29 protein-coding genes and 4 pseudogenes are annotated in these 24,394 nt (G+C 57.8%); 6 read left to right on the top strand and 27 right to left on the bottom strand.

The annotated features are described in order from the left end of the window. Positions 1 to 19: 19 nt before the first annotated feature. The 13 genes and pseudogenes from HALTADL_RS09685 to HALTADL_RS09750 all read right to left on the bottom strand — a co-directional run bounded on the left by HALTADL_RS09685 (position 20) and on the right by HALTADL_RS09750 (position 9,692). Positions 20 to 385 (bottom strand): DUF7568 family protein, encoded by a 366-nt coding sequence (locus HALTADL_RS09685; RefSeq protein ID WP_015911525.1) that lies wholly within the window; start codon positions 383 to 385, stop codon positions 20 to 22. A gap of 3 nt (positions 386 to 388) precedes the next feature. After that, complete coding sequence (locus HALTADL_RS09690) at positions 389 to 880, bottom strand: hypothetical protein (protein WP_009488257.1); 492 nt, start codon at positions 878 to 880, stop codon at positions 389 to 391. 105 nt (positions 881 to 985) lie between these two features. Then, positions 986 to 1,426, bottom strand: coding sequence for a hypothetical protein (locus HALTADL_RS09695; RefSeq protein WP_009488258.1), 441 nt, complete (start codon positions 1,424 to 1,426; stop codon positions 986 to 988). A gap of 82 nt (positions 1,427 to 1,508) precedes the next feature. Beyond that, positions 1,509 to 1,889 carry a hypothetical protein gene (locus HALTADL_RS09700; RefSeq protein WP_009488259.1) on the bottom strand — a complete coding sequence of 127 codons (381 nt, stop codon included), beginning with the start codon at positions 1,887 to 1,889 and terminating at the stop codon, positions 1,509 to 1,511. A gap of 343 nt (positions 1,890 to 2,232) precedes the next feature. Further along, positions 2,233 to 3,483, bottom strand: a complete 1,251-nt coding sequence (locus HALTADL_RS09705; RefSeq protein WP_009488260.1) for an outer membrane protein assembly factor BamB family protein — start codon at positions 3,481 to 3,483, stop codon at positions 2,233 to 2,235. 109 nt (positions 3,484 to 3,592) lie between these two features. Next, positions 3,593 to 3,781: a hypothetical protein gene (locus tag HALTADL_RS09710; RefSeq protein ID WP_049933883.1), complete on the bottom strand. Its 189-nt coding sequence runs from the start codon at positions 3,779 to 3,781 to the stop codon at positions 3,593 to 3,595. A gap of 141 nt (positions 3,782 to 3,922) precedes the next feature. Continuing rightward, positions 3,923 to 4,153, bottom strand: a pseudogene (locus tag HALTADL_RS18040) (hypothetical protein); the annotation flags it as partial. 125 nt (positions 4,154 to 4,278) lie between these two features. Beyond that, a complete protein-coding gene (locus HALTADL_RS09720; protein WP_015911568.1) occupies positions 4,279 to 5,217 on the bottom strand; it encodes a transposase in 939 nt (312 codons plus the stop codon). A gap of 255 nt (positions 5,218 to 5,472) precedes the next feature. Beyond that, positions 5,473 to 6,357, bottom strand: coding sequence for a hypothetical protein (locus tag HALTADL_RS09725; protein ID WP_089673399.1), 885 nt, complete (start codon positions 6,355 to 6,357; stop codon positions 5,473 to 5,475). Between the two features lies 1 nt (position 6,358). Continuing rightward, positions 6,359 to 6,964: pseudogene (locus HALTADL_RS09730) on the bottom strand (MarR family transcriptional regulator); the annotation flags it as partial. 202 nt (positions 6,965 to 7,166) lie between these two features. Next, positions 7,167 to 7,625 (bottom strand): HTH-type transcriptional regulator Lrp, encoded by a 459-nt coding sequence (gene lrp / locus HALTADL_RS09735; protein ID WP_089673401.1) that lies wholly within the window; start codon positions 7,623 to 7,625, stop codon positions 7,167 to 7,169. 616 nt (positions 7,626 to 8,241) lie between these two features. Continuing rightward, the gene (locus tag HALTADL_RS09745) at positions 8,242 to 8,478 is read right to left on the bottom strand and encodes a hypothetical protein (RefSeq protein WP_009488237.1); all 237 of its coding nucleotides are present in this window, start codon (positions 8,476 to 8,478) and stop codon (positions 8,242 to 8,244) included. Positions 8,479 to 8,693: 215 nt separating this feature from the next. Continuing rightward, entirely contained in the window at positions 8,694 to 9,692 is a 999-nt protein-coding gene (locus tag HALTADL_RS09750; protein WP_009488238.1) for a hypothetical protein, read from the bottom strand. Positions 9,693 to 9,861: 169 nt separating this feature from the next. Here HALTADL_RS09750 and HALTADL_RS09755 point away from each other — a divergent pair, with 169 nt between their 5' ends. The 5 genes and pseudogenes from HALTADL_RS09755 (at position 9,862) to HALTADL_RS09775 (ending at position 13,674) form a co-directional block, all read left to right on the top strand. Beyond that, a complete protein-coding gene (locus HALTADL_RS09755) occupies positions 9,862 to 10,221 on the top strand; it encodes a hypothetical protein (RefSeq protein ID WP_009488239.1) in 360 nt (119 codons plus the stop codon). After that, positions 10,218 to 10,712 carry a zinc ribbon domain-containing protein gene (locus HALTADL_RS09760; protein WP_009488240.1) on the top strand — a complete coding sequence of 165 codons (495 nt, stop codon included), beginning with the start codon at positions 10,218 to 10,220 and terminating at the stop codon, positions 10,710 to 10,712. Before HALTADL_RS09755 ends, HALTADL_RS09760 begins: the two co-directional genes overlap by 4 nt. Positions 10,713 to 11,394: 682 nt before the next feature. Next, a complete protein-coding gene (locus HALTADL_RS09765; protein ID WP_089673413.1) occupies positions 11,395 to 12,657 on the top strand; it encodes a Cdc6/Cdc18 family protein in 1,263 nt (420 codons plus the stop codon). A gap of 138 nt (positions 12,658 to 12,795) precedes the next feature. Beyond that, positions 12,796 to 13,076 (top strand): annotated as a pseudogene (locus HALTADL_RS09770) (cell division control protein Cdc6); the annotation flags it as partial. A 97-nt stretch (positions 13,077 to 13,173) separates the two neighbouring features. Beyond that, positions 13,174 to 13,674, top strand: a complete 501-nt coding sequence (locus tag HALTADL_RS09775; RefSeq protein WP_009488244.1) for a hypothetical protein — start codon at positions 13,174 to 13,176, stop codon at positions 13,672 to 13,674. Between the two features lie 211 nt (positions 13,675 to 13,885). On the opposite strand, the gene HALTADL_RS09780 is transcribed toward HALTADL_RS09775, so the two are convergent. The 9 genes from HALTADL_RS09780 to HALTADL_RS09810 form a co-directional block, all read right to left on the bottom strand. After that, a complete protein-coding gene (locus tag HALTADL_RS09780) occupies positions 13,886 to 14,233 on the bottom strand; it encodes a DUF6788 family protein (protein ID WP_009488246.1) in 348 nt (115 codons plus the stop codon). 232 nt (positions 14,234 to 14,465) lie between these two features. Then, a complete protein-coding gene (locus HALTADL_RS18100; protein WP_449271728.1) occupies positions 14,466 to 14,633 on the bottom strand; it encodes a DUF7837 family putative zinc-binding protein in 168 nt (55 codons plus the stop codon). Positions 14,634 to 15,034: 401 nt separating this feature from the next. Beyond that, on the bottom strand, positions 15,035 to 15,973 hold the full coding sequence (locus tag HALTADL_RS09785; RefSeq protein WP_009488247.1) for a M78 family metallopeptidase domain-containing protein: 939 nt from the start codon (positions 15,971 to 15,973) through the stop codon (positions 15,035 to 15,037). Positions 15,974 to 16,061: 88 nt separating this feature from the next. After that, positions 16,062 to 16,409, bottom strand: coding sequence for a hypothetical protein (locus tag HALTADL_RS09790; RefSeq protein WP_089673403.1), 348 nt, complete (start codon positions 16,407 to 16,409; stop codon positions 16,062 to 16,064). Between the two features lie 71 nt (positions 16,410 to 16,480). Next, positions 16,481 to 17,482 carry a DUF6610 family protein gene (locus tag HALTADL_RS09795; RefSeq protein WP_089673404.1) on the bottom strand — a complete coding sequence of 334 codons (1,002 nt, stop codon included), beginning with the start codon at positions 17,480 to 17,482 and terminating at the stop codon, positions 16,481 to 16,483. A 124-nt stretch (positions 17,483 to 17,606) separates the two neighbouring features. Then, the gene (locus HALTADL_RS09800; RefSeq protein WP_058984724.1) at positions 17,607 to 17,828 is read right to left on the bottom strand and encodes a hypothetical protein; all 222 of its coding nucleotides are present in this window, start codon (positions 17,826 to 17,828) and stop codon (positions 17,607 to 17,609) included. Between the two features lie 66 nt (positions 17,829 to 17,894). Then, positions 17,895 to 19,055 carry a hypothetical protein gene (locus HALTADL_RS09805; RefSeq protein ID WP_089673405.1) on the bottom strand — a complete coding sequence of 387 codons (1,161 nt, stop codon included), beginning with the start codon at positions 19,053 to 19,055 and terminating at the stop codon, positions 17,895 to 17,897. Positions 19,056 to 19,184: 129 nt separating this feature from the next. Further along, positions 19,185 to 19,313, bottom strand: a complete 129-nt coding sequence (locus tag HALTADL_RS17775; RefSeq protein ID WP_265472927.1) for a hypothetical protein — start codon at positions 19,311 to 19,313, stop codon at positions 19,185 to 19,187. Continuing rightward, positions 19,313 to 19,981: a DUF6166 domain-containing protein gene (locus HALTADL_RS09810; RefSeq protein WP_394327363.1), complete on the bottom strand. Its 669-nt coding sequence runs from the start codon at positions 19,979 to 19,981 to the stop codon at positions 19,313 to 19,315. Before HALTADL_RS09810 ends, HALTADL_RS17775 begins: the two co-directional genes overlap by 1 nt. A 134-nt stretch (positions 19,982 to 20,115) precedes the next feature. On the opposite strand from HALTADL_RS09810, the gene HALTADL_RS09815 reads away from it, so the two are divergent. Beyond that, complete coding sequence (locus HALTADL_RS09815) at positions 20,116 to 21,480, top strand: restriction endonuclease (RefSeq protein ID WP_009762204.1); 1,365 nt, start codon at positions 20,116 to 20,118, stop codon at positions 21,478 to 21,480. A 105-nt stretch (positions 21,481 to 21,585) separates the two neighbouring features. On the opposite strand, the pseudogene HALTADL_RS09820 reads toward HALTADL_RS09815, so the two are convergent. From HALTADL_RS09820 to HALTADL_RS09840, 5 genes and pseudogenes are all read right to left on the bottom strand, one after another. Then, positions 21,586 to 21,804 (bottom strand): annotated as a pseudogene (locus tag HALTADL_RS09820) (hypothetical protein); the annotation flags it as partial. A 31-nt stretch (positions 21,805 to 21,835) separates the two neighbouring features. Beyond that, positions 21,836 to 22,906, bottom strand: a complete 1,071-nt coding sequence (locus HALTADL_RS09825) for a metallophosphoesterase family protein (RefSeq protein ID WP_009762203.1) — start codon at positions 22,904 to 22,906, stop codon at positions 21,836 to 21,838. 78 nt (positions 22,907 to 22,984) lie between these two features. Beyond that, positions 22,985 to 23,380: a DUF7567 family protein gene (locus HALTADL_RS09830; RefSeq protein ID WP_015911562.1), complete on the bottom strand. Its 396-nt coding sequence runs from the start codon at positions 23,378 to 23,380 to the stop codon at positions 22,985 to 22,987. A 77-nt stretch (positions 23,381 to 23,457) separates the two neighbouring features. Beyond that, entirely contained in the window at positions 23,458 to 23,823 is a 366-nt protein-coding gene (locus HALTADL_RS09835; RefSeq protein WP_009762201.1) for a DUF7568 family protein, read from the bottom strand. A 3-nt stretch (positions 23,824 to 23,826) separates the two neighbouring features. Next, positions 23,827 to 24,318, bottom strand: coding sequence for a hypothetical protein (locus tag HALTADL_RS09840; protein WP_015911563.1), 492 nt, complete (start codon positions 24,316 to 24,318; stop codon positions 23,827 to 23,829). Positions 24,319 to 24,394 lie beyond the last annotated feature (76 nt).

Consider the following 24,394-nt stretch of genomic DNA (forward strand, 5'->3'; position numbering starts at 1 on the left):
CGCTGGACGTCTTGTGGCTTCAGCGTTCTGCAGCGTAGACGATCTTCGAACGAGCTTCGTAGCCACAGCCGGGGCAGTCGAACCAGCGCTGTACGTTCGCCCCGTCAGCTGCCTTCTCACCGACGAGAACGTCGTCATTCGGGCACTCAGGGCAGCTCAACTTGGGGGTTGGTCTGTCTCGAAGAGTGTCCCGAAAGACTGTCGCCTGCTTCGTCTCGAAGCCACGTGACCAGACCGGATAGCCGTCGACGAGGATTGCTGCTCGCCACTTGTACCGGTAGGAGTCCGGTCCACGGTGGAGAACGGCTCGGGCTCCAGTCTCGGTGTTTCGATACGCGAGCGACGGCGTTCGACTCTCCCGTGTCCAGTTTGTGATTCGGGGCATCGGTTAGAAGTGGACGTCGGCGGGGACGATCCAGAGGTCTTCACTCTCTTCGAGGAGTCGATCCAGCTGTCCACGATGGCGGATGCCGGTCGCGTGCTGATCGTACAGGAACACCGATGGCCCGTCGTACGCACCGACCTGGTGGAACGCGTGCCGAGAGAGGTTCTCATCGCGCATGATTTCCTCGTCGGAGAGTTCGTCGATGGCTTCCTTCACCCGTTCGAGATTGCGCTCGAACTCTTCTTTCGTCGCTTCCCACCCTTGGTCGAGTAGGTCCTGTCCATCGTCCGAGTCAACGGGGGATGCGGCCGGTAAATCGCCCCATCGAGCCTTGCCCGCAACCGTCGTGTTCTCCTCGTCGAAGGACACATAGTAGTCGAACACGGCGGATGAATGTGGATCCGCTCCCACTAGTCGGTCGAACACCGTCTTCCCAGTGGCCAACGCGTCGTTCTGTGTCGATGCCTCTACCAGTGCGTAAATGACCATGTGCATCGGTTTTCACCTTCGTCTGCCGACGCACGCGACTGCACACTGCCTCGCTACGTGATGCGCCGGCACCCATCGCCGGCGCTCAAAAAATAGTACTGACGATGCTGGCTAGACGTTCTCGATCTCCGACTGGCAGTCCTCCTCCTCGACGCTGATCGTCAGGTCTCCGCTCTCGTAGTCGGCCTCGAACTCAACTGAGAACGTATCCGAGTTATAGGCGGCGTGGTATGCACGATGTCGCTTGAGCGACCCGGTCGCCTTGAAGTGGAAGAAGGCAGCAGCTGTGTAGGGTTTGCTTGCTGTTTCGATTTGCGCTTCGACTGATGCCGGGAGTGCGATGTGCGGCGTGTCACTGTCGATTCCGGCGGCGAAGACTCGAGCTTCGTCGACGCTTGCTTGCGAATGTGCTGGCGTCTCACCGTTCAACACATTCACGGGTGTTTCCGTCTCGTCTGTGAATAGTACGTCTTCGAAGGTGTGAGTGCCAAGAATCGCGTCTGGGCTCAGCTCACACTCCTCAAACGGATCGTTCGATGGTTGTTCAGACATTAAATCACGAAGCCCTGAGGGCTCAGTCATTCAGCCCTCGAAAAACAGGACCTTCGCATCTCGCGGGGAGACTGATTTTCGGCTACTCCTCTATCGTTTTGAGGGTGCTGAGGTCCGCGTAGAGGACCTCGCCGTCGCGAACCACGTATCGCTTCGCCAGAACCGGGAACCGACACTTCGTGTACCCCGCGGTCTGGATGTCGAGTTCTTCACCGGATTCGAGATAGTTGGCCAGCTTTCGGAGGAATTCGTGAGTGACGAGACCACCTTCGTAGTCTGGAAGTCCATCCTCACGAGTTTCGTAGATCTCGAAGGCGTCGTAGCCCCAGATGATGAGCTCTCCTTCTTCGTCTACTTCCCAATTCAGGGTCCCGAAGCAATGTGCTTCGCAGAGCTGGCGGACTGCCTGTGCATCGGTTACGGTCGCGCCGGTCGACGCCGTCGCTGCTTGGAGTGTTGCCATTGTTAGTCCTCGAGGGCACTTTCCTACCCCCGCACCCCTTCGGGGGGAATAAAATCGACTGCGAAGCTCTGTTGAAATAGACCTTCCATGACAATCCGTTGAGACGGTGCTGAATAGAGCGCTCGTATCGGGAATGTCACACTTGTACTTTCCACATATTGTACTCCTTCCAGCACTGCGAGCGCTCTCTAGCTCTTTGCTTTCCTCGTTGCTGTCGAAGAGCAGCGAAGCGAACGTGGCACGTCCATCCCGTGAACGCGTCGGACTCACCATTTCTCCTGACGTTTCGATCCAGACAAAGCTCGTGTGCGATGCTGACGGACTCGCTGTTGCGAGACCCGGCTCAGTTGGCCAGTGCCACTAGTGTCCCGCCGCTCTCTCTGTCGAGGGTGAAGTCCCAAAGGACCGGAACGTAGAGCCGTCCGCCCGCTGCGACCGCGTCGTAGCCGATGTTACCGGGTTGTTCGCGTTGCCAGCGGACCTCCCCGTTCCGGCGGTCGACGGCGAACGTGTTCGCCGGCTCATCAAGTCCCGGCTTCTCAGTAGTGACGATGACAGACCGTTCGGTCACGAGCGGGCGAGTCCGGAGGAAGACGCCCTCCTCGGAGGCAAGGGAGACACGCCAGCGCTCGGTGCCATCCGCGGTGTCGAGCGCCACCAGCGCCCCGTCATCGATCGGGAGGTAGAGCCGGTCCCCGTCGGTCGAGACGCCGGCTGTCGATCGTACGGGGGCCGTCCAGCGAACCTCCCCGGTCGCGGCCGACAGCGCGTGGAGCCGGTCGCCAGGGATGTATGCGTCGCCATCGACCACGGTTGGGGTGTCGAAGTCGGTCTCTCCGGGTGCGTACCGCCACTCCGTCAGCGGGTCCCCAACAGTGCCGGGCTGGATGGCGACGACGCTCCCAAGCACCCGTGTCGTGTAGAGGACGTAGCCGCTGCCAGCCGCGGGGGCGGCCGTCGAGAATCGGTCGTCGCCGGTGGTGTAGGTCCAGCCTTCTTGGCCGCGCGTGTCGAGCGCCAGCAGCGTCTCACCAGTAGAGGCGAATACCCGATCATCGCGGCCGAGGACTGCCTCGTTCACCGATCCGGAAGTTTCCCGACTCCACCGCGGACTCCCGTCGCGGGCGTCGAGCGCGTACACCCCATCTAGGCCGCCGACGTACACAGAGCCGCGGTGGACGACCGGGGGACACCCAGATGACCCGCCGCCTCCACCCGGCAGCGTCCGCCGCCAGCGTTCTTCGCCGCCCCCGTCGAGGGCGAGCACTGTGCCAGCTTCGCCCGACTCCGGGGCTGGCCCGGCGTGAACGAACACTCGATCCTCGACCACGGCCGGGGAGGTCAGGCCACCCTCGAAGTTGACCGACCAGACCGGGTCGGGATCATCAACCCGGACCTCGGGGGCGAACCCCGCATGACCGGGTGTGCGACCGAACTGCGCCCAGCCGCGTTCCTCACCGGGAATCGGGTCAGTTGTCGTCTCAGTAGTTCGGGGCCAGCCTCCGCCGAACCGCTCGGTTGAGCAGCCGGCGAGGGCGGCGCTACTGGCGGCCCCGATGGTCGCGAGTAGTCGGCGTCTCGTATGGAGGGTCACTGTCACTACTGCTGTAGCCGAGAAAATAATGCTGTCGACAAAGTCAGAGGATTCCAACAGAACCGATTGAGAGAGAGGCTAAATCGGTGCTGTTCGACCGAGCCTTTCCTCAGGATTCGGCCTTGGTGTTTGCTTTCTCCGAAGTACCTGGCCGAGTGAGCAGTCCTACTTGTTCCAGAAGCGTCGTGGCCTCAACGACTCGCTCTCGGTCGGGAGAGTCCAGTTGCTCGATATCGATGCTGTTGAGGTTGCTGAGTGCGCGATGCAGTCGGTATCCTGGTGTGTCTCGCGGGTCCATCATGTACGCCTCCGCCGACTTCTGGCGCAGAAAAACGAAGCAGGTACGCTGATGTCTCCCGCTGAAGCCCTGCACCAGCCTTAACCAACAGACTTCGTGTAGGCATCCTGTGTTGGTTAAGGTGTTGTTCAACCGATTATCCTACTCGGGGTCTGGTCCGTGACGAGGTGACTGACACACCCGGCACTCCCACATTGGCTGGCCAGACCATTCGTCATCTGGGAGCGGCTCGAACTCCTGGAACTGATGTTCAGTCGTTCGACCGCACTTGCGACATTCAAGACGTGTTTTCGAGGGAGCGTTGGGTTGACGATTCTCGGACTGGTCGTCGTCGACGGAACGCTGAAGTGCAATCGCTGGCACTAACCAGACGTGTTAAGTTGCGAATGACACAGAATGTTCACGACCTATTTTCACAAGAAATCGCTAAGATATGATCCCTCAAACATGAGTACTCATCAATATTTATCTAGTATGAGGGTGTCATAGAATAGTTCTCATAGCGTGATGACGGTGCTTCCTGGATTGTCTCCGCGTTCGTCGTTGGTGATCGCAATAACGAGACGAAGGCACAGCGCGAGGAACACTTGTGCTCGTGCGTGGACGCGGCCTCGGGCGCGAACGTGCCCGAGGCCGCAGTCCTTGACGGCGTCGTTGGTTCGTTCGACTCCACTCCGGCGGTTGTACGTCTCGTCTAGCGTCGATTGCTTCAGCTGAACGTCCTCGCTGTGTTCGTCGATGCGGGCTTCGACCCTGTACTCGATGTCTTTCGGATCGTCGGTGTTTCGTGCGTTGTACGGAGCGACTGGCACGACCCCTGCGGCCAGCAGGTGGTCGTGCCAGCCGAGCGTGTCGTAGGCGCTGTCTCCAAGCATCCAGATCGGTTTCTCGACGGCGAGCGCGTCACACGTGACGCGCATCGCCGTCTCCTCTGGCGCTTGCTTGCTCTCGGTGAACTCCGCGGCAATCGGGATCTTTTGCCCGGTCGAGACGATCGTACAGCCGTAGCCGTGGTAGTACTCTTCGGCGGTTGGATCGTAGCCTTTCGACGCGTCTTGGTCGGCGGGCATCGTCCTCACGTCGGTGGAATCGATGGAGTAGGTCAAGTCGAGCAGGCCGCGGCAGGCGGCCTGCTCGACGAGGCGGTCGAAGACCTCGTCGACGACGTGTTCGAGGTCGGTGAGGAAGCGATCGACCGCGTCTCTCGACGGCGGTCGATCGAAGCCACAGCTGAGCCAGACGACCGTGTTCTGGAGTTCTCGCGTGACTGGACGGATGCCGTAGACGTTCTTGTAGTAGCAGTGCAGGAACGCTCGGAAGAGTGCTGGTGGGTGATGATCTCGTGTTCGCCCCCGGCGAGCGGGGGCGAACACATCGAATTCTTCGAGAAAGTCGAACTCAAGATGCTCGAACAACGCGAGCGTCTCGGTCGCCATTACATTGAAGAACTCGTCGATAGAAGTCTCCTCTTGCAGGATGCTGGCGCTCGTAGACACAGTTCCAACATCCTGCGTCTTCGTGTGTGACGCTTTCTATGACACCCTCCTACAATGATGATCAGTGTGTCTCACGGAATCAAAAAGCCCAGCAGCACACAACCCCCAATGACTGAGACACTCGCCGACAAGTATCCGGGGGCCGCCCCGTTTATCCAGGAAGCTGTCAACGAAACCCGGCGAGTGACTGCCACCCTACTCCGCGAGTTTCAGACGGGGAGAGTCACTGTCACTGCCTCGTTCAAGGATTTGTTTCTCGATGAGCCGGTCAATTGCCTCTGAGACAGCTTGCTGATCATCATCTGAAAGCGCCCGCACGTTCGAGAGCACAGACTCTCGAATAGACGCGTCATCGTGTAGGCCATCGTCAATCGCGCCCAGTACGAAGTACTCAGTCTCAAATTCGGTTGCGAGCGAACTGATACGCGTTGTGAACGATGTTGGGAGACCAGAGAGCGATTGGACTGCGGTTTCGATAGCGAACAACGGGTGGGATCGGTCGCGGATGTGGCGTGCCTCAGTCGAACTCGTATTGAACGGGCGTTGTTCCTCTATCTCTTCGATGATTGCTTCGTACGTCAGGCCGCGTTGCGCGTACATTCGCATGTCTTCGATATCTCGCTGTCTTCCACTTCCCAAGTCACCACCGGACACTGCTTTCAGCAAGAACATGTCTTCGTCAGCAAGTACGTACGCGGTCACGTGCTCACCGGTCCAGAATTCATCTGCTCGGTCACGCATTCGTGTCGTGATCCACACCTTTCCGACGACTTGCCGTTCGAACAGGTCAACCCGGAGGCCTCGATCCGGGTGACGTAGTTCGATTGTTTTCCCGACTCCGTCGAATGATTCGGTTGGTTCGTCAATCACCTCGAAGCCGTGCTGTTGAAGCGTCTGCTGAACGTGCTCGAATTCGGTAGTGACGGCGAGCGCGAGGTCGATGTCTTCGGTCTGGTCTTTGAGTCCGTGGACCGTCATCGCAGACCCACCCAATAGGTACACGGCAACTGGTTCTGAAAGCCATCCGTCAAACTCAGCGAGAAACTCCGTGATCGCTTCGCCGCCAGTAAATACGGTCATGTCAGGCGACCCCGTACTGGTCTTTCAACGCGGCGTATTCCCGACTGTTCGGAATACTTGGTTCCCCGTCGTCTGTGGCGTCGAAGTTCCCTTTGATGAACCGGTACATTCGTTCAATTTCCTCCTCGATGCCGTACCACATTGCGGTCTCGATCAACTCGGCTTCGCTGATCTGTTCCTGTTCGATGAGAAGCATCGCGTAACTCACTCGCCGTGACCCCGCCTCAAGAACGAGTGTGTGACAGACGATATCTGCAGGAGTGAGTTGGTCATCTGGCGCGTACCAGAATGCCGGCTCCCCTGCAAGGAAGAATTGCAGGTCATACGTGTGGAATGCTGCTAACCCGGTCATGTCCCACTCGGGAGCGCGCTGGAGTGCGTCAGTGTCGTCTGCGGTTTGCACCCGGACGAGTGCGCGGGTTGGGTCGCACCACTCTATCGTGGCACTTGGAGCGATTGTTCGAACCCTGGTTCGGTGTTCGTGTGTGACGACCGCCTGAGCGAAGTCACGTAACGGCTGAAGATCGTCGGTGAGGGCATATTCTGGCCCGGAAGGAGCTAACATCGCCCGGTTCTTGAGTGGTCCCAAGGCTTTGTGAACGGCTTGGACTAGGACTGTAACCGCCTCTGTACAGCGTGTCGTGTCCTAGCAGAATCCCGATGTCCATCCCGCATCAGCTTCGGCACCGACACAGCGACGGCCACCGCTACAGGCTGAGTTTCCTCAGATAGAAGCCCCCAAAGTCGACATGGTGACCAGTCGGTCGCACAGGGAGATCATTCACCTGTAGCCAAAGGCGGATGGCCCGTTACTCTTCGACGTCGAGTTCGAACTGTTCGTTTTCAGTGACCGCATTTAGTACGACATTCGTGTTCGACTCCCGTATGTCCGCGTCAGTGAGGATGGATTTGATCTGATCGTTCATATCATCGGTGTCGGTGAATTTCCCGACTGCGATGATGTCAGCATCGCCGGTGACTTCATACACGCTCACTATCTGGTCTTTTTGCCGAAGTTTCTCAGTAACCTCCGGGAGTGCGTGCCCCTCGACTTTGAGCTGAAGGACGGCCGTTACGTCATAACCCAACTTGTTGTAATCGACGATTGGTGTGTATCCTCGCACTGCGCCTTCGTCCTCGAGATCACGAAGATGATTAGAGACAGTCGTTACAGAAACGTCGAGTTCCTCCCCCAGACTTCGGAGACTGGCGCGACCGTCTCCGAGCAGAGCGTTCACCAGTTCGCCATCAAGATTTTCATATGTCATTACATTCACCCACGTTTTGCAGGTTTATAATATAACGGACGTCCACTATATTGATCTGAACCCAACTAAAAGCGAATAGTAGTCAACAATCGCTAGAGGTAATGAGTGGTCTGGGTAGTCGGCTAGCTTGATCGAGTGATCCACTGTCGGACGCAATTGAGGCGTGTCGACATCAACTCTATTGCTCTTGGCTAGTAGTCTTCTATGCTCCGGATTATTGCGCTAATCGGGTCGAGCTATCGAGGTGATGCTCTCAATTGCCCTCAACAGAGTCAAATACGTCAGTGAAGTCTTGAACAAGCTCTTGTTTCGACCGGTCATCAGCGTGGGATTGTATCGGCGTCTCCCAGCATTCGATCGTGAGTGTTTGTGCGTTCGATATCTGAGCCGGATCTGTTGTCACATTGAAAATCGCCGTCTGATAGATAGCAAGGACTCGGCGATCATGGACACTAACGTAATCGATGCTAGCCCGATTCAGAACTGCTGGAATATCCGTGGGACCAGAGAGAGATACCGAGACGGTTGGAGAATCCGGGTCACCCATACCATCGATTCTCACATCAGACGGATAAACCATCTGTGCTGGAGAGCCTCGAGGTACTCGCGTTGACCGTTAGACAAACGCCTGCGTCCGCTCTGCTGTGTGCTTGCTGACGACCTCGTTGACACCCTCGCGATCAAGCATCGCTTTGTGGAGCGCTTCCTCGATTGTTCTCAGCTCGCTTATCTCGTCGGCATCGTCGATTCCTTCCTCCCATGCTTCGCGTTCACCGGGTCGGAGGACTCCACGGTCGTCGAGCGCGGCGACCAGCTCGTACAGATCCTTGGAATACGCAGACAACTGCGCCATATCCCATTTTCCATTCTGTATATGGCTTAGATCTTTCTTTCAGACTCGAATCCGTTCACTGTGATATCAAGTAGAGTTCAGCAGACGATTGTGAGCAGTACGTGAGAAAACTGGTCGTCCAACTGGGTTGATACTCTTGGTCGGTAGCGGGAACACCCACGTCAGGGCCGACGTCAACCGTAACGTGTCCCCCATCGTCACGTCACTGGACCAGCTCACCGGTCCGATCTCGATGGCGTGTGATACGACTGTCCAGACTTGAACTCAGTCAGTTCCTCGATCCGCAATTCGAGCTCTTCGACTTCATCGCGAAGCTGGTCGACGCCGTCGGAATCGCTCGCCGCGAGCTGGTCTTTGAGGCCCTGGAGCCGTGTCTCCTTTCGATCTTCGTCCACCTCGGCTTTCCGAACGTACTCGGTTTCTTCAGTCTCGTAGACATCGCTTTCAGCAACATCAGTCACCTCGAGGGCATCGTCAACTTTCCCGCGGTCAACGCTCACCACCCGGTCACGGTCGATCCCAGCTGATTGGAGCGTGTCCAGCACTTCGTCGTCATCTTTGAGCGAGCGATTCGTCCGAGCAGTCCGCTGGACCGAGCCGTATGATCCCGAGACAGGGCGGTCGTGATGGAGTCGGTCTAAGAGCGTGTCAGCAATTTCCTTGCGGAGATCGTCGGCATCCCGTTGGACATCCGAGAGCAAGGTATACAGGTCGATGAGCGTCCCTGTCTCGACATCTTCGAGCGCCTCCACCTCGTGGCGTTCAAGCGCGTCGACAAGCAAGAGCGCATCCGCGTAGACGTCGAGATCTGGCACCGCTCGTTCGTCGAGAGCAGGATCAGGCACAGAGGAAGGGTCCTCATCAAGTAACAGTGAGGTGGTTGGCTCTTCGGTCTCGATAATCACACCTCGGTCGTCGTTCACCTCGAATCGTGGATGGAGACTCAACACCGTCGGGTATGGATCCGCATCGGGTGGGAGTCGGTCGAGGTCAAATCCGTCGTGAGAGTCAGAGACCCGCCGATATAGCGTCTCGAACTGATCTTTTAGAAGAGGTCGCGACTCACCGCTGTCTGTGAACCTGATGATGACACGGTGTTCCTGGACGCCAGTGATCTGAAACCGGTCGTTCGAGAGTGGGGTTCGGAACGTGGCTCCTTCCGGGAGCTCATCCAACCGCTCAAGGAGATTGTGCCAGCTGACCCGAAACGACATATTCGTACTGAGACAGTCGGATGCTAAATGTCTGAGGTTGCTCACAGAGATTATCGATCAATTCGTCATCAGAGGGTGAAAGTCACTTCTCGGTTTCGACGACGGAGATAAGACACGAAGATACGATTGAGTCCACGGATTCAAGATATTTCTCCACGAATCGTCGCATATGATCGATGGTCCAAAAACCTCACCTTCGTTTCTCTCGTCGCTTCCGAGCCAACCCATTACCGACGACATCGTGAAGCAGATTGGCGAAAACGACAACCCAAAAATTCGCGGAGCTATGGGTTTTCCGGGATCATCCCCTGGCACGATCGAAGCGTTCCTGCTGGATATGGAAGCGAAGACACATGTGATTGTCTTTGATCCAGGCGCGGAACAATGGCACGTTTACAAATCATTCGAAACCGAGGGGATGAGCCATCAACAGATGGTTGATTATGCGAGCGAACTCGCCAACGAGTGGCTCGCCCAAAGCCTCTCGGACCGCATCGCAGCCGCAGAAAACACTGAGCAGGACACATGATTCTCCGCTACTACGCTGATTCGGACGTCCGAGAATGGCACGACCATACGCTACGGCTCTTCCGAACGCTGTATGATACGCACGGCATCGCTGTCGAGATCGACCGGATCGACGAGCAGCACGGGCCGATCACGGACTTCCCAGGCGAAATACGATACTCGACGCCCGAAGAGGTCTACGAGCGCGATCTTAAACGCAACCGTGCTCTGAACCAAACTATCGACCAGACACCGTCAGAGGCGTTCAAACGCTACAGGAAACTCGATATCGCTGGAAACGTTGCGGTAGTCGATGATGAGGGAACTGTCCAATGGGCCTCAACACTGCCGGGCTACGCTGACGGCTATCGGCCAGGGGCTGCGTCACAGACTGCGATGGACTTCCTAGAGGATATTGCCACCGATCCAAGCAACCGTCTCTGCGTTGAGTGTCTCTCTCTGCTGGATGGCGACGAAACCTTCTGTCCGAACTGTGGCTACGAATTTCCATAGCGTACGCTATTGGATCGGGAGTATCGAACGCTGACTACCTAGTATCATACAGGATACATAAAAATGAGTAGCTCTATCAGCTGGTTTCACGCCATTAGCCCTTTACATTTGACCGCTTACAATGCGTACACTCTTGGAACGCAAGCGATGGGGTTGACGACCAGACCACGAGAAATGATATCCCGTGCCGCATTAACATTCTCTGTGGAGCTACACACTAGACACGAATGGTCGCACACCTACAACGGTTTGTCTGCTTCACACTACTCTCGAAGTGTGACCCCACCCACCCCGGATTGTAAGTGTTCTCACGACTGTTAGGGTCCCTGGGGGACATACTGCCCAGAGATGTATTATATAAAAGCCGGGTGAATAGCTCCATATACACACCCCTAATTGTAAGTGTAAACACACGCTTAAGAGCCGAGTTATGTGAAATTTCTAGCTTTAACTATACCCTGCTATACTACCTCTACCCATAACCATATATAATATAATACAGATAGAAGTAGTTCCGACAACAAGACAGTGGGTTGACATTCGTGCAGAACCGGTCCTACCGTTTTGACTCATGGAACACTTACAATCCGGGGTGGGGGTGTTGAAGACAGATAGGAACAGATACAACACTTACAACACTTACAAGGTGGGGTTTCAAGTACGTTGCCTAACACGACGTGATATGGACTCGCCATTCAAGGGTGCAAACGATATCTTTCAGACGAAGGAGCCCTTTGAAGAGGCATATCATCCTGAAGAGATCCTTGAACGGGACGAGGAGATCAAGACGTTTGCTGCGGCTTTACAAGACGTACTTGATGGCTTTGGGCCGCCTAACGTGTTTATTTACGGCCAGACAGGCGTCGGGAAAACTGCAACGACTCATAAGGTAACTGAGTATCTTGAGGCTGACGCCATAGAGGCCGGGGTGAACCTTACTGTCTTTAGCATCAACTGTAATAAGCGAGATACGACCTACAAAGTCATCACCCACCTCGCCAACGAACTCTACTCAGAAAAGACGTTCAAGCAAGGTCATCACCCAGATACACTCTGGGATCGTATCTATACCGCGCTCGACGAACTTGGGGGGAGTATTCTTGTTGTCCTCGACGAGATCGACAAGCTCGGCGAAGATGAGGAGCTCCTCTATGAATTCCCTCGAGCGAATGCGATGGGCGAACTTGAGCACGCAAAGGTAGGCATTATCGGCATTAGTAATAATTTCAAATTCCGTGAGAGCCTTTCGCCCCGGGTCAAATCCACACTAACCGAACGAGAGATTCAGTTCTCGCCGTATGACGCAAATGAACTCCGAACGATCTTGAACTACTACGCAGATTTAGTTTTCTACGAGAACGTGCTTAGTGACGACGTTGTTCCCTTGTGCGCAGCTTTCACCGCCCAAGACACGGGTGATGCACGAATGGGACTTGATCTTTTGGAAACTGCTGGCGACATAGCTCGTCACGAGGACGCTGACCATGTTGTTGAAGAACACGTTCGGATCGCCCGCTCGCAAGTAGACCGGGCGAATACTGAGCGGATCGTTACCAATCGCCTGACTGTCCAAATGCAAACTGTGTTGGTTGCAACGACGTTTCTTGATGTCGACCAGAGTACGGACGCCAAAGTCAAAACCATCTATTCGTTCTATAAGGATCTCTGCGATCGCCTCGATATCGATGTGCTTTCTGAATCCCGTGTGCGGGATCATCTAGACACGCTTGATATGTTTGGGCTTCTCGAAACGGAAGAAGTGAATCTCGGTCGTCGTGGCGGGCGGTCGTATATTTATTCGATTGTGGATGAGCCACGAGTTGTCATCGAGACGCTCTACAATATGGACCGCTTCGAAAATCTCTTCGGTGACAGCGCCGAGGAGTTCCTAGACACGTATGAGGTTGACACACGTAGCGATATTCAGACAAAGCTCGGTCTGTAAGCACCAGATACACTTACAATCTGGAGAGCGGACCACCAGTCAAACACTTACAATTGGGGGTGTGTAGCGACCGTGAACTCTTACAATATGGGGGTCGGCGCTCGGTAGAACACTTACAATTGGGGGTGTGTACGAGATCCTGTTCTATCCCGTGATCTCTACGAGCGATACGTGAAGATCTGCGGCCGTCTCGACGCTGATAGCGTGAGTGAACGTCGTGTCCGTGACCACCTCTCGGATATGAATATGCTCGGACTGATCAACCTCTATGAACGGAACGAGGGGCTCTCAGCTGGTCGGTATCACGAATACGAGCTTGATGTCCCGTCGAAACGACACGTTTTGAAGAGCTCGCGAACATCATCCAGTCGACAGCCGACGATAACAATCTGCTTCAGTCGGATATCTCCGACTATTGAACGCAGTTTTCTGCGAGGCTAGATAGCTGATGAGGAACCGGATACGCATGTCCCCCCCACAAGTAATGTAGATCGAATGAGTTGGGGTGTGTAACGAATGACAGACTCGACGGATCCAGCCCCTCGTATCACGGATCTTTCGTCGATCGAGCCGGAGAACTTCAAATTCCGGAATACGCAATTTCTGAGAGCAGACGGCCATCACTACGACAATCCACACGACGAGTCGTTCCTTGAACAGCGAAAGGAGATCTGGCGAGTGAGAAACGGCGATCTCGAACGGGTTCTCGAGGAGTTCCCAACTGATCGGCCGCTTCCCGAACAGTGCGCGCTCTGGATACACGCGCTCGTAGGGAAACACTTCTTCCCGGATGCGAACCACCGTACTGCGATCGTTACATTGCGAAAGCTGCTCCGTGACAACGGGATGGAACCGGGAGAATGGTCGACGGAGCGGGTCAAACGGGTACGGGCTGAGTCACACGACGTTCGAAGAGAGATACCTCCCATCCATCTCGACGGGTTGTATGAAAAAGACGAACTGTATCGCGTCTGGCTTCAGTTCTTCGGCGAGGTCCTTCCTGAAGAGTATCGCTGATTACTCGTCGTCGTCGGTGTCGTTGTCTGCGAGCGCCTCGTACAGTTCCTCGTTCTCCTCGACGTCTTTCGCCATCTCTCGCTCACTGTCCCAGTTCATCGTATACCGTTATCTAGGTGTGCGTACAGTGAAAAGCGTATCTCTCCCCGAGATGCTCGTTAGTCGACGTCGACCGTGGCGTGTTCTCCTCGTTACGTCGACCGACTCACCGCTACTCACTTCTTGGTTTCCCGATGTACTCCGATTTCATCGTCCCATTTTCACGATAATAGCGATAGAGATACGGGCCGTGTATATCCGCGGGATCTCCGCTGGTGCACTTGCAACTGTCGTCGCCACAGGTGACTTTCTCTTTGACGACGGTTCCGTTGTCCCCGCTATCGGGCTCGTCGACGGGCTCGGCAGCCTCGGGCAGTTCGTCGGCGTCAACTGACTGGTCGCGATACTCGATGAGTGACTCAACGTAGCTCTGTATCTCGTAGAGTGTCTCTGTATCCTGCTTTGGGAGCCCTTCCGCGAGATACTTCGGGAGCGAGGTGGGTGGTGACGGCTGCTCCATGCCTTATGTAACAATTGGAGCCACTTTAGCCCTCAGATGCTACATAAGGTATTGGACTCCTTCCACCAACTGTGAGCCCTTCAGCAATTACTCCAGGTCGTAGGCCGCAATCTCGTGAGAGCCACACTGTGGACATTCAGCGACGTCCTTCTCCACGCTGTATCCACAGTGACGGCACTCGTGGTGCGCTGTCGATGACGAGTCAAGCCTGACGATCTGTTGAATGAACTGTTTACTGAGCATTGGTGGGGTCAACGATCTCGCCACAGCTTGGACATTCGGCCCACACGCACGGGTCACCGCCAGCAGTCTCATAGTGGATGATTGCGTGCCTACCCGTGACTGTCTCGCCGCAGAACGAGCAGTCGCCACGGACTGTCTCTGGGTCATCAGGTGTCATTCTCACGAGTTCACGGGCTACTTCGAGGGAGAGAGGGAGCGTGTGACACTGCTTTAGAGCTGGTCCGGTCGGTGAGACTGACCCAGCTTTGCTCCCTCTCTTCAAAATTAGAGACTCTGTGGCTTATAGTTCGGGCAAGCAGAGTGGAAGTACTTCTCCGAGGCGGGTGCCTGACTGTGAGTCGTGAGTGGCCATCACGCAGCTGTGGTCACTAACGACGATGTGTCGGTACCTAGGCTGTCCTCACCGCTGTCTGTAGTTTTCTGCGCCCCGTGGAATACGCCCTTGACAGAAATTAAGACGCTCTCGACGGAGGTGAGAATGCGCCTTCGCCCCTCTGCGGGCGCAGAAAACTTAACCAACGAAAGAGGGAGATCCCAGCAATCTGTTGGTTAACCAGTTTAGCGAGCAGGTGGCTCTTCGAGCACGTCGATGAGTTCCTCTGCCGTCCGACTGATCCGTCCAAGCCGCTCGCGAACGACCTCGGGATCGTCCGACTCCCAGGCTGCGAGGTAGAATGCCGACCCACTGGTGTCGAGTCCGCAGTAGCGCCCGACGACGTACGCGACGGCTTCGGCCTCGACTTCGCGTTTCGACCGCTCGGTGTCGTCGTCGACGTCGAAGTGGAGCAAGGCGTGGGCGTACTCGTGGATCAGCGTCCGCGCGAGGTCGGCCTCGTTCTCCCGATCGCGCACCTCGACGAGCGGCTGGACGTCGACGAGGCTCAGCTGCTCGCAGATACCCTTCGCCTCCCCGTGCGTCCACTCCTCGGCTGGAACGATCCGCACCGTCACGCCGATCTCGTCAGCAGCGTCGGTCAATTGGCTAACAAGGTCGCCGGCGTCCCCGGTCGCCTCTGTGTCGAGGTCGGGGAGCGGCTCACCGTCGGTCTGGGAGATGTCAAACACCGATGCGGGTCTGAATCCAACGAGTCCCTTCGACCACTCTTCAGGCGGTGTCTCGTCGTAGTCACAGTCACTGTTCTCGTGGTAGCTCGGCGAGTTCTCGCACTCCGGGCACTGTTTCGTGATGATCGGTGCCCAGATCCAGATGGCCGACTCGCCCTCCGTGACGTGGCGGTCGAACTCCTCCTGCCACGTCCGGTAGCCCGCCACCCGGCTCGCTTCTGGATACTGGCGCTTGATGAGGAGCGTATTCCGGTAGGAGTAGTCGTGGAAGCGACTCTGGACGTCGAGCCACTCCTGGAACTCTTCGCTGGCCTGCGCGTCGTCGACGCCGGCGACGAGCTCGTCGATCCACTGTTCGATCGTACTGTTCATCTCGTCGTCTCGCGTGTCGGTCTCCTCGAAGGAGACCGACGAGGTACTAGTCGTAGCCATTGTGTTCACCGAATCAAGTTCACGGCGACTGCGTCTGTTCAGGACGCGCCGCACCCCCTCTGGGGCGCACAAAAAACCGCTCTCGCGGTTACCGGAGTTCGTGGGGTTCGTCAGCGAAGCCGACCGTGACGAGGTACTCGAGGAACTCGTCGAAGCGCTCAACGTCGCTGGGCGTGTCGGTCGCGAGGTGCCGCGCCCACTCGATAGCCCATCGAAAGGCGGGATCCGTGCCGCCCTTGCCGTGAATGTACCACCACCGGGCCGCTTTCAGCACGACCAGCGGATTCGTCGGCGGCTGCTCACCGGCGAGCCCACGGGTGATGGATTCGATTTCGTCGGGGACGTCGGCGGGATCGACCTCCGCTGATTGCGTGTTGTCGATATCGACCGGGATCTCGTCGATCGAGACGGTGTCGGGACTCTGTTGTTGACTCACTGGAAGTCACCTCTGAGAGCTTTCGAAGGAGCCCTCGCCCTCTCTGGGGGCACGAAAAACAGGTCGCGAAGTCACGTCGGCGGGCGGTAGACGCTCTGCTCGCCGGCGATCTCCTCCAGGTTGTTCCGGTGACGGTGGCTGAAGTAGCACTCGTAGCTGCAGTATCCACAGATGGCGCCGGTATCGTACTCGGCGACGTACGGGCCGCGGCGGGTTCGCCAGACGTTCGTCCCGCACTCGGAACAGGCGGCGTCCTCAAGATCGGCAGGACTCGGGCCCTCGTACTCGACGTTGAGCCCCTGGTCTTGCGGTGTCGTTTCGGGCCAGATTCCGTGGGCCCTCCAAAACTCACGGACGCGGGCGAGGCTGTGACGCACCGTCTTTCGCACGGTGACGTGGTCGGCGTCGCGACCGCTGTCGTCCCAGCCGTCGGCCGTCCAGAACTCACCGAACTGCGCGCCGCGATGCAGCCCGTTCCAGTCGACGCCGACGATGTCGGCCGGTGGCTCGTCGGTGAGTGTCGGTCTGGTCAACTGTCGAATGGCGTCGAGCTGCTTTGGCGGACTCCCACCGAGGATGTGGACGCGCCGCCCTCTCCAATCGGCTGGGTCGGAGAACTCGTGGGCCAGGCGGTCGGCGTATCCCCGTGAATACCCGAGGACGAGGGTCTCAGGGATCGCGTCGATCACCGCCTGTGACTTCGGGACGACGATGAGCTCGGCCTCGGGATAGCTCGCTTGGATCTCACGAGCAGCAGCGACGTGGGCGTCGACATCGTCGATTTCATCGACGTCCCCGATGACCCCGACCTCTGGTTCGTACTCGAAAAAGCGGTCGACGAACCGCTTCAGATCGGGATTCCGGAAATCATTGTCGAGCATCCCTACGGGAAGGTTGAGGTCCTGATACTGCGTCTCTTGGTACCCGCAGTCCTCGCGAAAGCCGGGAAGGAAGCCGAGTTCGACAGCGTCGACGACAAAGGGCGCTCGATGCAGAAACGCCACGTAGTCAGCTTGTCTGGCGGCGGCGATTTCGCGGGCGGTGCTGGCGCTGGAGCTCAGCTCGAGGGACATGATTAGGCTCGCGAGGCCGCTGCTGGCTGCCCTGCACCCTTTCAGGGGCCCGAAAAACCGAGGCATAGTCTGTTAACCAACAATACGGGGAACTCACGCGGAGTGTGTTGGTTAAGAACAGGGCTTACTCTTCGTCCTCACGTAGCTCTTCGGCCTTCCACTTGAGCCGGCGCAGGATCTGCGTCCGATTCTGGTGGGCGTTCTCGTAGGCAACACACTCTTGGAGGGTCTCCATATCCGGGATCGTCGCGATACCGGCCTTGATCAATCGGTAATTCGGTGCTTCAAGACGCTTCTCAGGTGGGAATTCGTCGTCACTCCCGTCGCTAATCGTGGACTGTTCCATCTCGGTAGCCCTCCACCCCTCCAGGGCGAGAAAAACAGAACAGACGACTACGTCACCTATGCAGCGTCAGGCCATCGCTTCTTGGAACCGCTCGCGCAGCGCGTCCTCGCGTTCTTCGAACTGCTCGACTTTCTCCTGCAGGTCGTCGCTGACGCGCTCGATGCTCGCCAGCGCTCGTTCGCCGGCCAGCGACGCCTGCGACCCGTCGTCCCCGTCCGCCTCTAACTCCTGCTCGTACGCCTGCTCGACGCGCTCGATGGTGCCTTCCGGGTTGAATAGGATGTCGTTGGCAATGCGGACGTACTGATCGAGGGACGCCCCCTCTTTCCCCTGGAAGAAGTGGGTGAGCGCGTACGTCGCACCGGAATGTAGCGTCCACATGTCGATTTCGAAGGGAGACGCCGCATTGGCTTCTGCATCGCCGGCGGCACGCTCGGCTAGGTAGTCCGGGAAGCCCAACAGGGTATAGAACTCCGTGACGGTGAACGGGAGCTCCGAGAAGTCGAGGTCGATGTCCTGCGCGTCCCGGATGAACTCGAAGAGGTCGTCGGCGACGAGTTCGACCTGTGCGAGGAGCTCCTCCCACCAGGTCCGGAAGTTCCGCACGTCGCCGACGTGTTTGATGACCTCTTTGTCGGTGAGCGAGCGCATCGTATTCGAGCAATAGCCATCCTGAGCGAACCCCTCCACGTAGACGGCGTGCTCGCCGAAGAAGTCGTAGCCCGACGTGACGCCCATCGTGATCGGGTCCGACCGGCCAGGAAGGCGCACCTCGAGGCCATCGAACATGATGTCCATGTGGACCTCGCCGCCGCCCCGGTAGCGCCGAATCTCGCCGAACATCACCTCGCCCAGCGGCGTCCCGTCGATGGTTTCCTCGCGGAGGACCTCCTCCAGCGGGCCGTAGACGTCGACTGGGTTGATGATCGCGTAACTGTCTGTCGGAACGTGGAACAACGGGTCCGTCTCTGCGTCCTCATCTCGGGCCTGCTCCCGAGCTCGACTCGGCTCGACGAGCGTGTTGAACCGCTCTGTCTCGACCCACTCGTCTGTGTACGGGTTTTGGTACGCCACGGTCGTCTCGATAGCCTGCGGAAGATCACGGACCGCCTCGGCGAAGGTCACGGGGTCTGCATTCCCGTGACGCTCTCGGTACCACTCGGGTAGCTCGGTGTCTGTACGTCCATCGACGCCAGCAAAGATGGTTCTGGACTCTGGATCTTTCATCTCAGTCACCTCACTTCAGGAATCCTCGTTGACGTGCGACTGCATCGTCTCGCGCCCTGCGCCCCTCTCCCGGGCGCAAAAACAACATCTCACGAACTACCGTTCGACCTGGAGTGTGTACTCACATCCTCAGTTGTTTCCGTCAGTGCGCTCCTGTCCGTCGTTGTACCGCTCCAATTCGCGCCCTATTTTCTCGAGCGCCTCGACACCACGTTCGAGGAGATGGTGGGTGGCTCGCGCCAGCCGAAGCGTCTCCATCAGTGCTCCCCCTCTGTGGGTTCGATGAGGTCGTTGCTCGCTTCGGCGAGTTCCCGGATTACCCGTTCTGGGTCAGCCTCCTCGGCAACCGTCCGATGTGCGAGCGGGGCAGGATATGCACGGTCGCCCTGGCTGCAGAGAACGACCAGCCACTCGTCGCTTCCATCCCCGAGTACGATGTAGTGGTCGCGATCAGCGCGCTGGAAGACCCGCCGGTCCGGGCAAGAGACGGTTCGCCAGTTCCCGGGGAGCGTCGGTGACGGCCGTCCACCGTCGGAGAGCGCGACGACGTCGTCGGTAAGGGTCGCCATCGCAGCGTCGATCTTCTCGCCGGTGAGGTGCCAGCACGCCGCTGCACCGTCGCACTCCAGCTGTGAGACCACCTGATTCCGGAACGCGATGTAGTGCTCACGGGCGAACTGCTCATCGTCGTAGTAGTCGAGCAGGAGTGCGCACGCGAGCTGGGCGGGCCCGCTACCACTGTATCCCCACTCGAACCCGCTCGGACTGTGGTTGACGAGGTCCAGACTGCGATTGAGGGAGAGTCGCCGATGTTCCGAGAGGTTCAGCACAACGGCTTGGCCGTCAACGCGGAAGCCGACGTACTCGACTGCGTCTCGGTGAGAATGTGCGGGCGATGCGACTGGAACCGATTCCGCACTGGCCATAGGTACATTCCCGTTCATCGTTGCTCGCGGGCGGTTCGGTGACCCCGCACCCCTCTCAGGGGTTCAACAAACAGGACGGCGTAGCGTTCGGCAACGTATTTGACAGTTGCAACGTACTGTCCAGATATATCGGGATGGCTGTACTGAACGATCTCTCAGGGTTCGAGTTCGAGGACGTGGTAGAGGACGTCTTCCGCAACCTCGGCTACGAGAACGTCCGCCAGGCCGACCGCACGGCTGACGAGGGTCGCGACGTCATCATGGAGGAGGTCGTCGACGGCACGCGGCGTGCGATCATCGTCGAGTGCAAGCACACGGGGACTGTCGGGCGGCCGGTCGTCCAGAAGCTCCACTCGGCGATCGCGACGTTCGACTTCGACGGTCCCAAACGCGGAATGGTCGTCACGACCGGCCGGTTTACGAACCCTGCTCAGGAGTACGCAAACCGCCTCCAGCAGAACGACGACCCCCACCCAATCGAGTTGCTGGACGGCGAGGACCTCCGGAGGATCGCCGACGAGATCGGCCTCGACCTCTACAACGGGCGCATCGAGATTCTCTGCGACGAGACGCTCCGCCCGTACGACCCGGCCGCCGACGTCGACGCGCCAGTCACGGAGGCGTTCCGCGACATCGAGAACATCGAGGCCGCCGACCTTCCAAAACCGCATTCGTCGGTGACGTTCCGCCCGGTGGTTGCGGTCACCGCCGACACGAACGCTGTCTTCGAGACGTCGGTGGGCGTCATCCACCGGATCAACGACCGGACTCGATTCGTTGCCCACGCCGAACGCGGGCAGCCGCAGGTCGTCAACGAGGACGTCACGACACTGGTCACCGAGAACCTCCACGCGACGGTCGAACTCGATACCGAGCAGTTCGCGGAGGTGTTCGACGACGTCGAGGAGAACCGGTTCGGCCAGACGCAGACCGAGTACAAAGAGTGGGCCGTCGAGCGGCTCCAGCAGCACCACACGACGACGGTCACCTACACCGGCGACAACAACGTCACCTACAACAAGACCTGCGAGCCGAACCGCTCGGATATCTCGGTCCAGTCGATCGAACCGGTGTACCTTCCTGAGGTTCGACAGACGACGGAACTCCAGGAGTACACCTACCCCTACGAGTACTACGCGGCAGGGCCGTCCAGAGTAACAGACGAGGACGGCATCCATCGGTGCGTCCACTGTGACACGAGCGGCGTCGATGAGACGTACACCTACTGTCCGAACTGCGGGGCCATCGCCTGCAACAGCCACACCAAAACGGAACGGTTGGAAGGCGAGCCGGTTTGTACTGGTTGTGCGGTCACCGAACGGTTCGCGCTGAAGATGAAGTACTTCTACGACGAGGACAACCTCGAGGCGTTCCGCGAGGAATACGCCGCAATGCCACTCCACGAGAAGGCGATGGAGAACAAGTTACTCGCTGGAGGGAGCGTGGTCGCGACGCTGCTGCTCGTCGTCGGCCTGCTCGTCATCGGCGGCATCATTTAGACCGGTCGCGTTCTCACGCCGGCTTAGCGACCAGCTCTTCGAGCGCGTGCTCTAGGGCTGTGGAACTGCCAAGTGGCTCGCTCGAAGGCCTCGTCGGTGGGGCCTCGAGAGCTTGTCGAGGAACACGAACGCTGCTGCCGTGTAGGCCGGTTCTCTCTCGGCGTGGGTCGCATCGAGCAGTTCCTTCAGCCGGATGAGATCCTGCAGGACGCTCGTCGGGTAGCCGTCCGAGCGTCGGTATACCTGTGCGACCCGGTCCGAATCGTTTGGTTCGTCATCCTGGTCGCCTCGTTGGACGAATCTGAGTTGACTTCGTGTCGACATCAAATACCGCCGGCGCAACAACAACCAGTCCTCAGAGAGGGTGTCGTGTGATGCCGTCAACGCCGCTCTCAGTCACACGGAGGAGCCACGTTGACGGGTTGTTGTCTTCTTTCCCACTATTGATTGGTGCTGGTGCTCCGGTAACAAGGACGGGCGTTTGGAACTCATCAAGCGTGCCCTGTTGACCGACGTGCATGTGTCCGGAGACGATGAGATCAATTTCAACGGAGGTTTGTTCAATAGCCTTCCGAAAATCTGCTCCCCTCTTTTGATGTATGTGGTACCCGTTTTCATTCCGGACGGGGTATGGAGTATCGTGGACGACCAATACATTCGCGTTTGAAAGTACTGATTGAACCGAGGCTTCGAGCGGTTCGCCCGGGAAGCTATCGTGACTGTAGTCGATTCCGAATAGCGTAACGTCTGTTTCCCCTACTGATTCTCCATTCTTCAAGAGACGCTCAATCTCTGACGTATCATTAGTTGCTCCATCAACTGTTCGACGGCTAGCAGGCTCATCGTGGTTCCCGTAGATGTAGTAGAACGGAATATTGAGCTCTGAGTTGAGAGCGTCTATCACAAAGGACCGGTCTGCCCCGATGGCAACGTGATCGAAAATGTCCCCGGCGTGGACAATGGCATCAGCGTCTAGGGTGTTGGCCTGATCCATTACCGCTTGGAAGCGATCACGAGCGTCGAGATCTTTAGCACCTTTTGCTTTCTTATCACGGCGACGATGCCGATAACCGACGTGAGTGTCGCCGACAATCAAGAGTCGCGTCGCGGTGTCATCGGCCGGACCGAGTTCAGTTACTGTCAGATCCTTCGTACTGTCGAGCTGGTAGTGTCGACTTCCACCCTGTGACCAGTACCTTCCTCGGACGTCTTCCAGTTCGTACCGGTGACCTTCGGTAAGCGAAAGGGAGAGAGAATGCGTCGACCAGATTTTAAGAGAGATTGTATGTCCGTCTGCATCCTCGACTGTAACTTCAAAATCGAGTTTGTTACTGCTGGAGGGCGAGACCTCTCGAACGAGGACTGTGATCGGATTAGAAAGACGGTCATTACGAGGGAGATCATCTCGAGTAAACATTAACTTCATAGACAGATGGCAGGACCGAGTACTTAATCGATGCGATTATTCTCTGTGACTCAATTTTAGATTTGTAGCAGTGCTTCGCTAAGCCAAACGAGAGACCTCCGAAGGTTCCTCGACGTCGTCGAACTCACCACGTTCGACCGGCTCCCAGTCCTCATCTGGCTTCGGACTCCACCAGTCGACTTCATAGTCGCCTGGGGCACCGAGGACCTTCACCCGCGCCGACCCATCCGGAAGATCACGACGGAGTTTCTCGTCGACGTGGAGGTTCCACGTCGAATCGGTGTCGAAGCAGGCGAGGACGGCCTCCTCGTAGCCGCGTGTCTCCCGTGACTCTCGCAGTTTAACCTGCGTATTGCAGTTCTTGCAGAACATCCCCTCGAAGGGGATGTGACTGAATATCTCGTGCCCGCAGACCGGACACCAGAGGAACTCAAACAGTGCTTCGCTGTGGCGGTCGATGACTTCCAGACTCATCTGTGGATCTGGCCCGATTGAGACGGGCCATCCATTCCGGCCCAAAATAAACGTCACCGCAGATACGCTCCCATCAATCAGCGCTCGGCGCCGTACACGATTCTCGAGGATGCTTCGTACCCACAGTTCCGGCACTCGAACCAGCGCTGAATCTTCGCACCGTCAGCCGTTTTCCCCCCGATTGCCACGTCGCTGTTCGGACACTCGGGACAACTCAGTTCGGGCGCTGGCCGTTTCCGGAGCTCATCACGGAACGATTTCGCGTCCTTCGTCTCGTACCCCCGCGACCACACTGGGTAGCCGTCGACGAGGATTACGCCACGCCACTTGTAGCGGTACGAATCCGGTGCTCGGTGTAAGACCGCCCGAGCGCCGGTCTCGGTATTCCGGTATGCGAGTGTGGGCGTGCGGCTCTCACGTCGCCAGTTGGTGATCCGGGGCATCTGTTAGAAGTGGACGTCGGCGGGCACGATCCAGAGCTCTTCACTCTCTTCAAGGAGTCGGTCCAGCTGTCCACGGTGGCGAATGCCGGTTCCGTGTTCGGTGTACAGAAAGATCGCCGGGCCGTCGTACGCGCCGACCTGGTGGAAGGCGTGCCGCGCGAGGTCCTCGTCGCGCATGATCTCCTCGTCGGAGAGCTCGTCGATGGCTTCCTTCACCCGGTCGAGATTTCGCTCGAACTCCTCTTTCGTCGCCTTCCAGCCACGCTCAAGCAGGTCTTGGCCGTCATCGGAGTTGACGGGGGCTGCAGTCGGCAACTCACCCCATCGCGCCTTCCCCGCAACGGACGTATCCTCCTCGTCGAACGTCACGTGGTAGTCGAAGACGGCGCCAGCGTGTGGGTCCGCGCCGACCAGGCGGTCGAACACCGTCTTTCCGGTGGATAGTGCTTCGTCTTCTGTCGATGCTTCTACCAGACTGTAAATGACCATGTGCATCTCGAACACCTCGAAGCGCCGACGCACCGGGAGTCGTTGCTCGCTCGCTCCTGCTGCGCCGGCACCCATCGCCGGC

The organism is Halohasta litchfieldiae, assembly GCF_002788215.1.
Lineage (GTDB): Archaea > Halobacteriota > Halobacteria > Halobacteriales > Haloferacaceae > Halohasta > Halohasta litchfieldiae.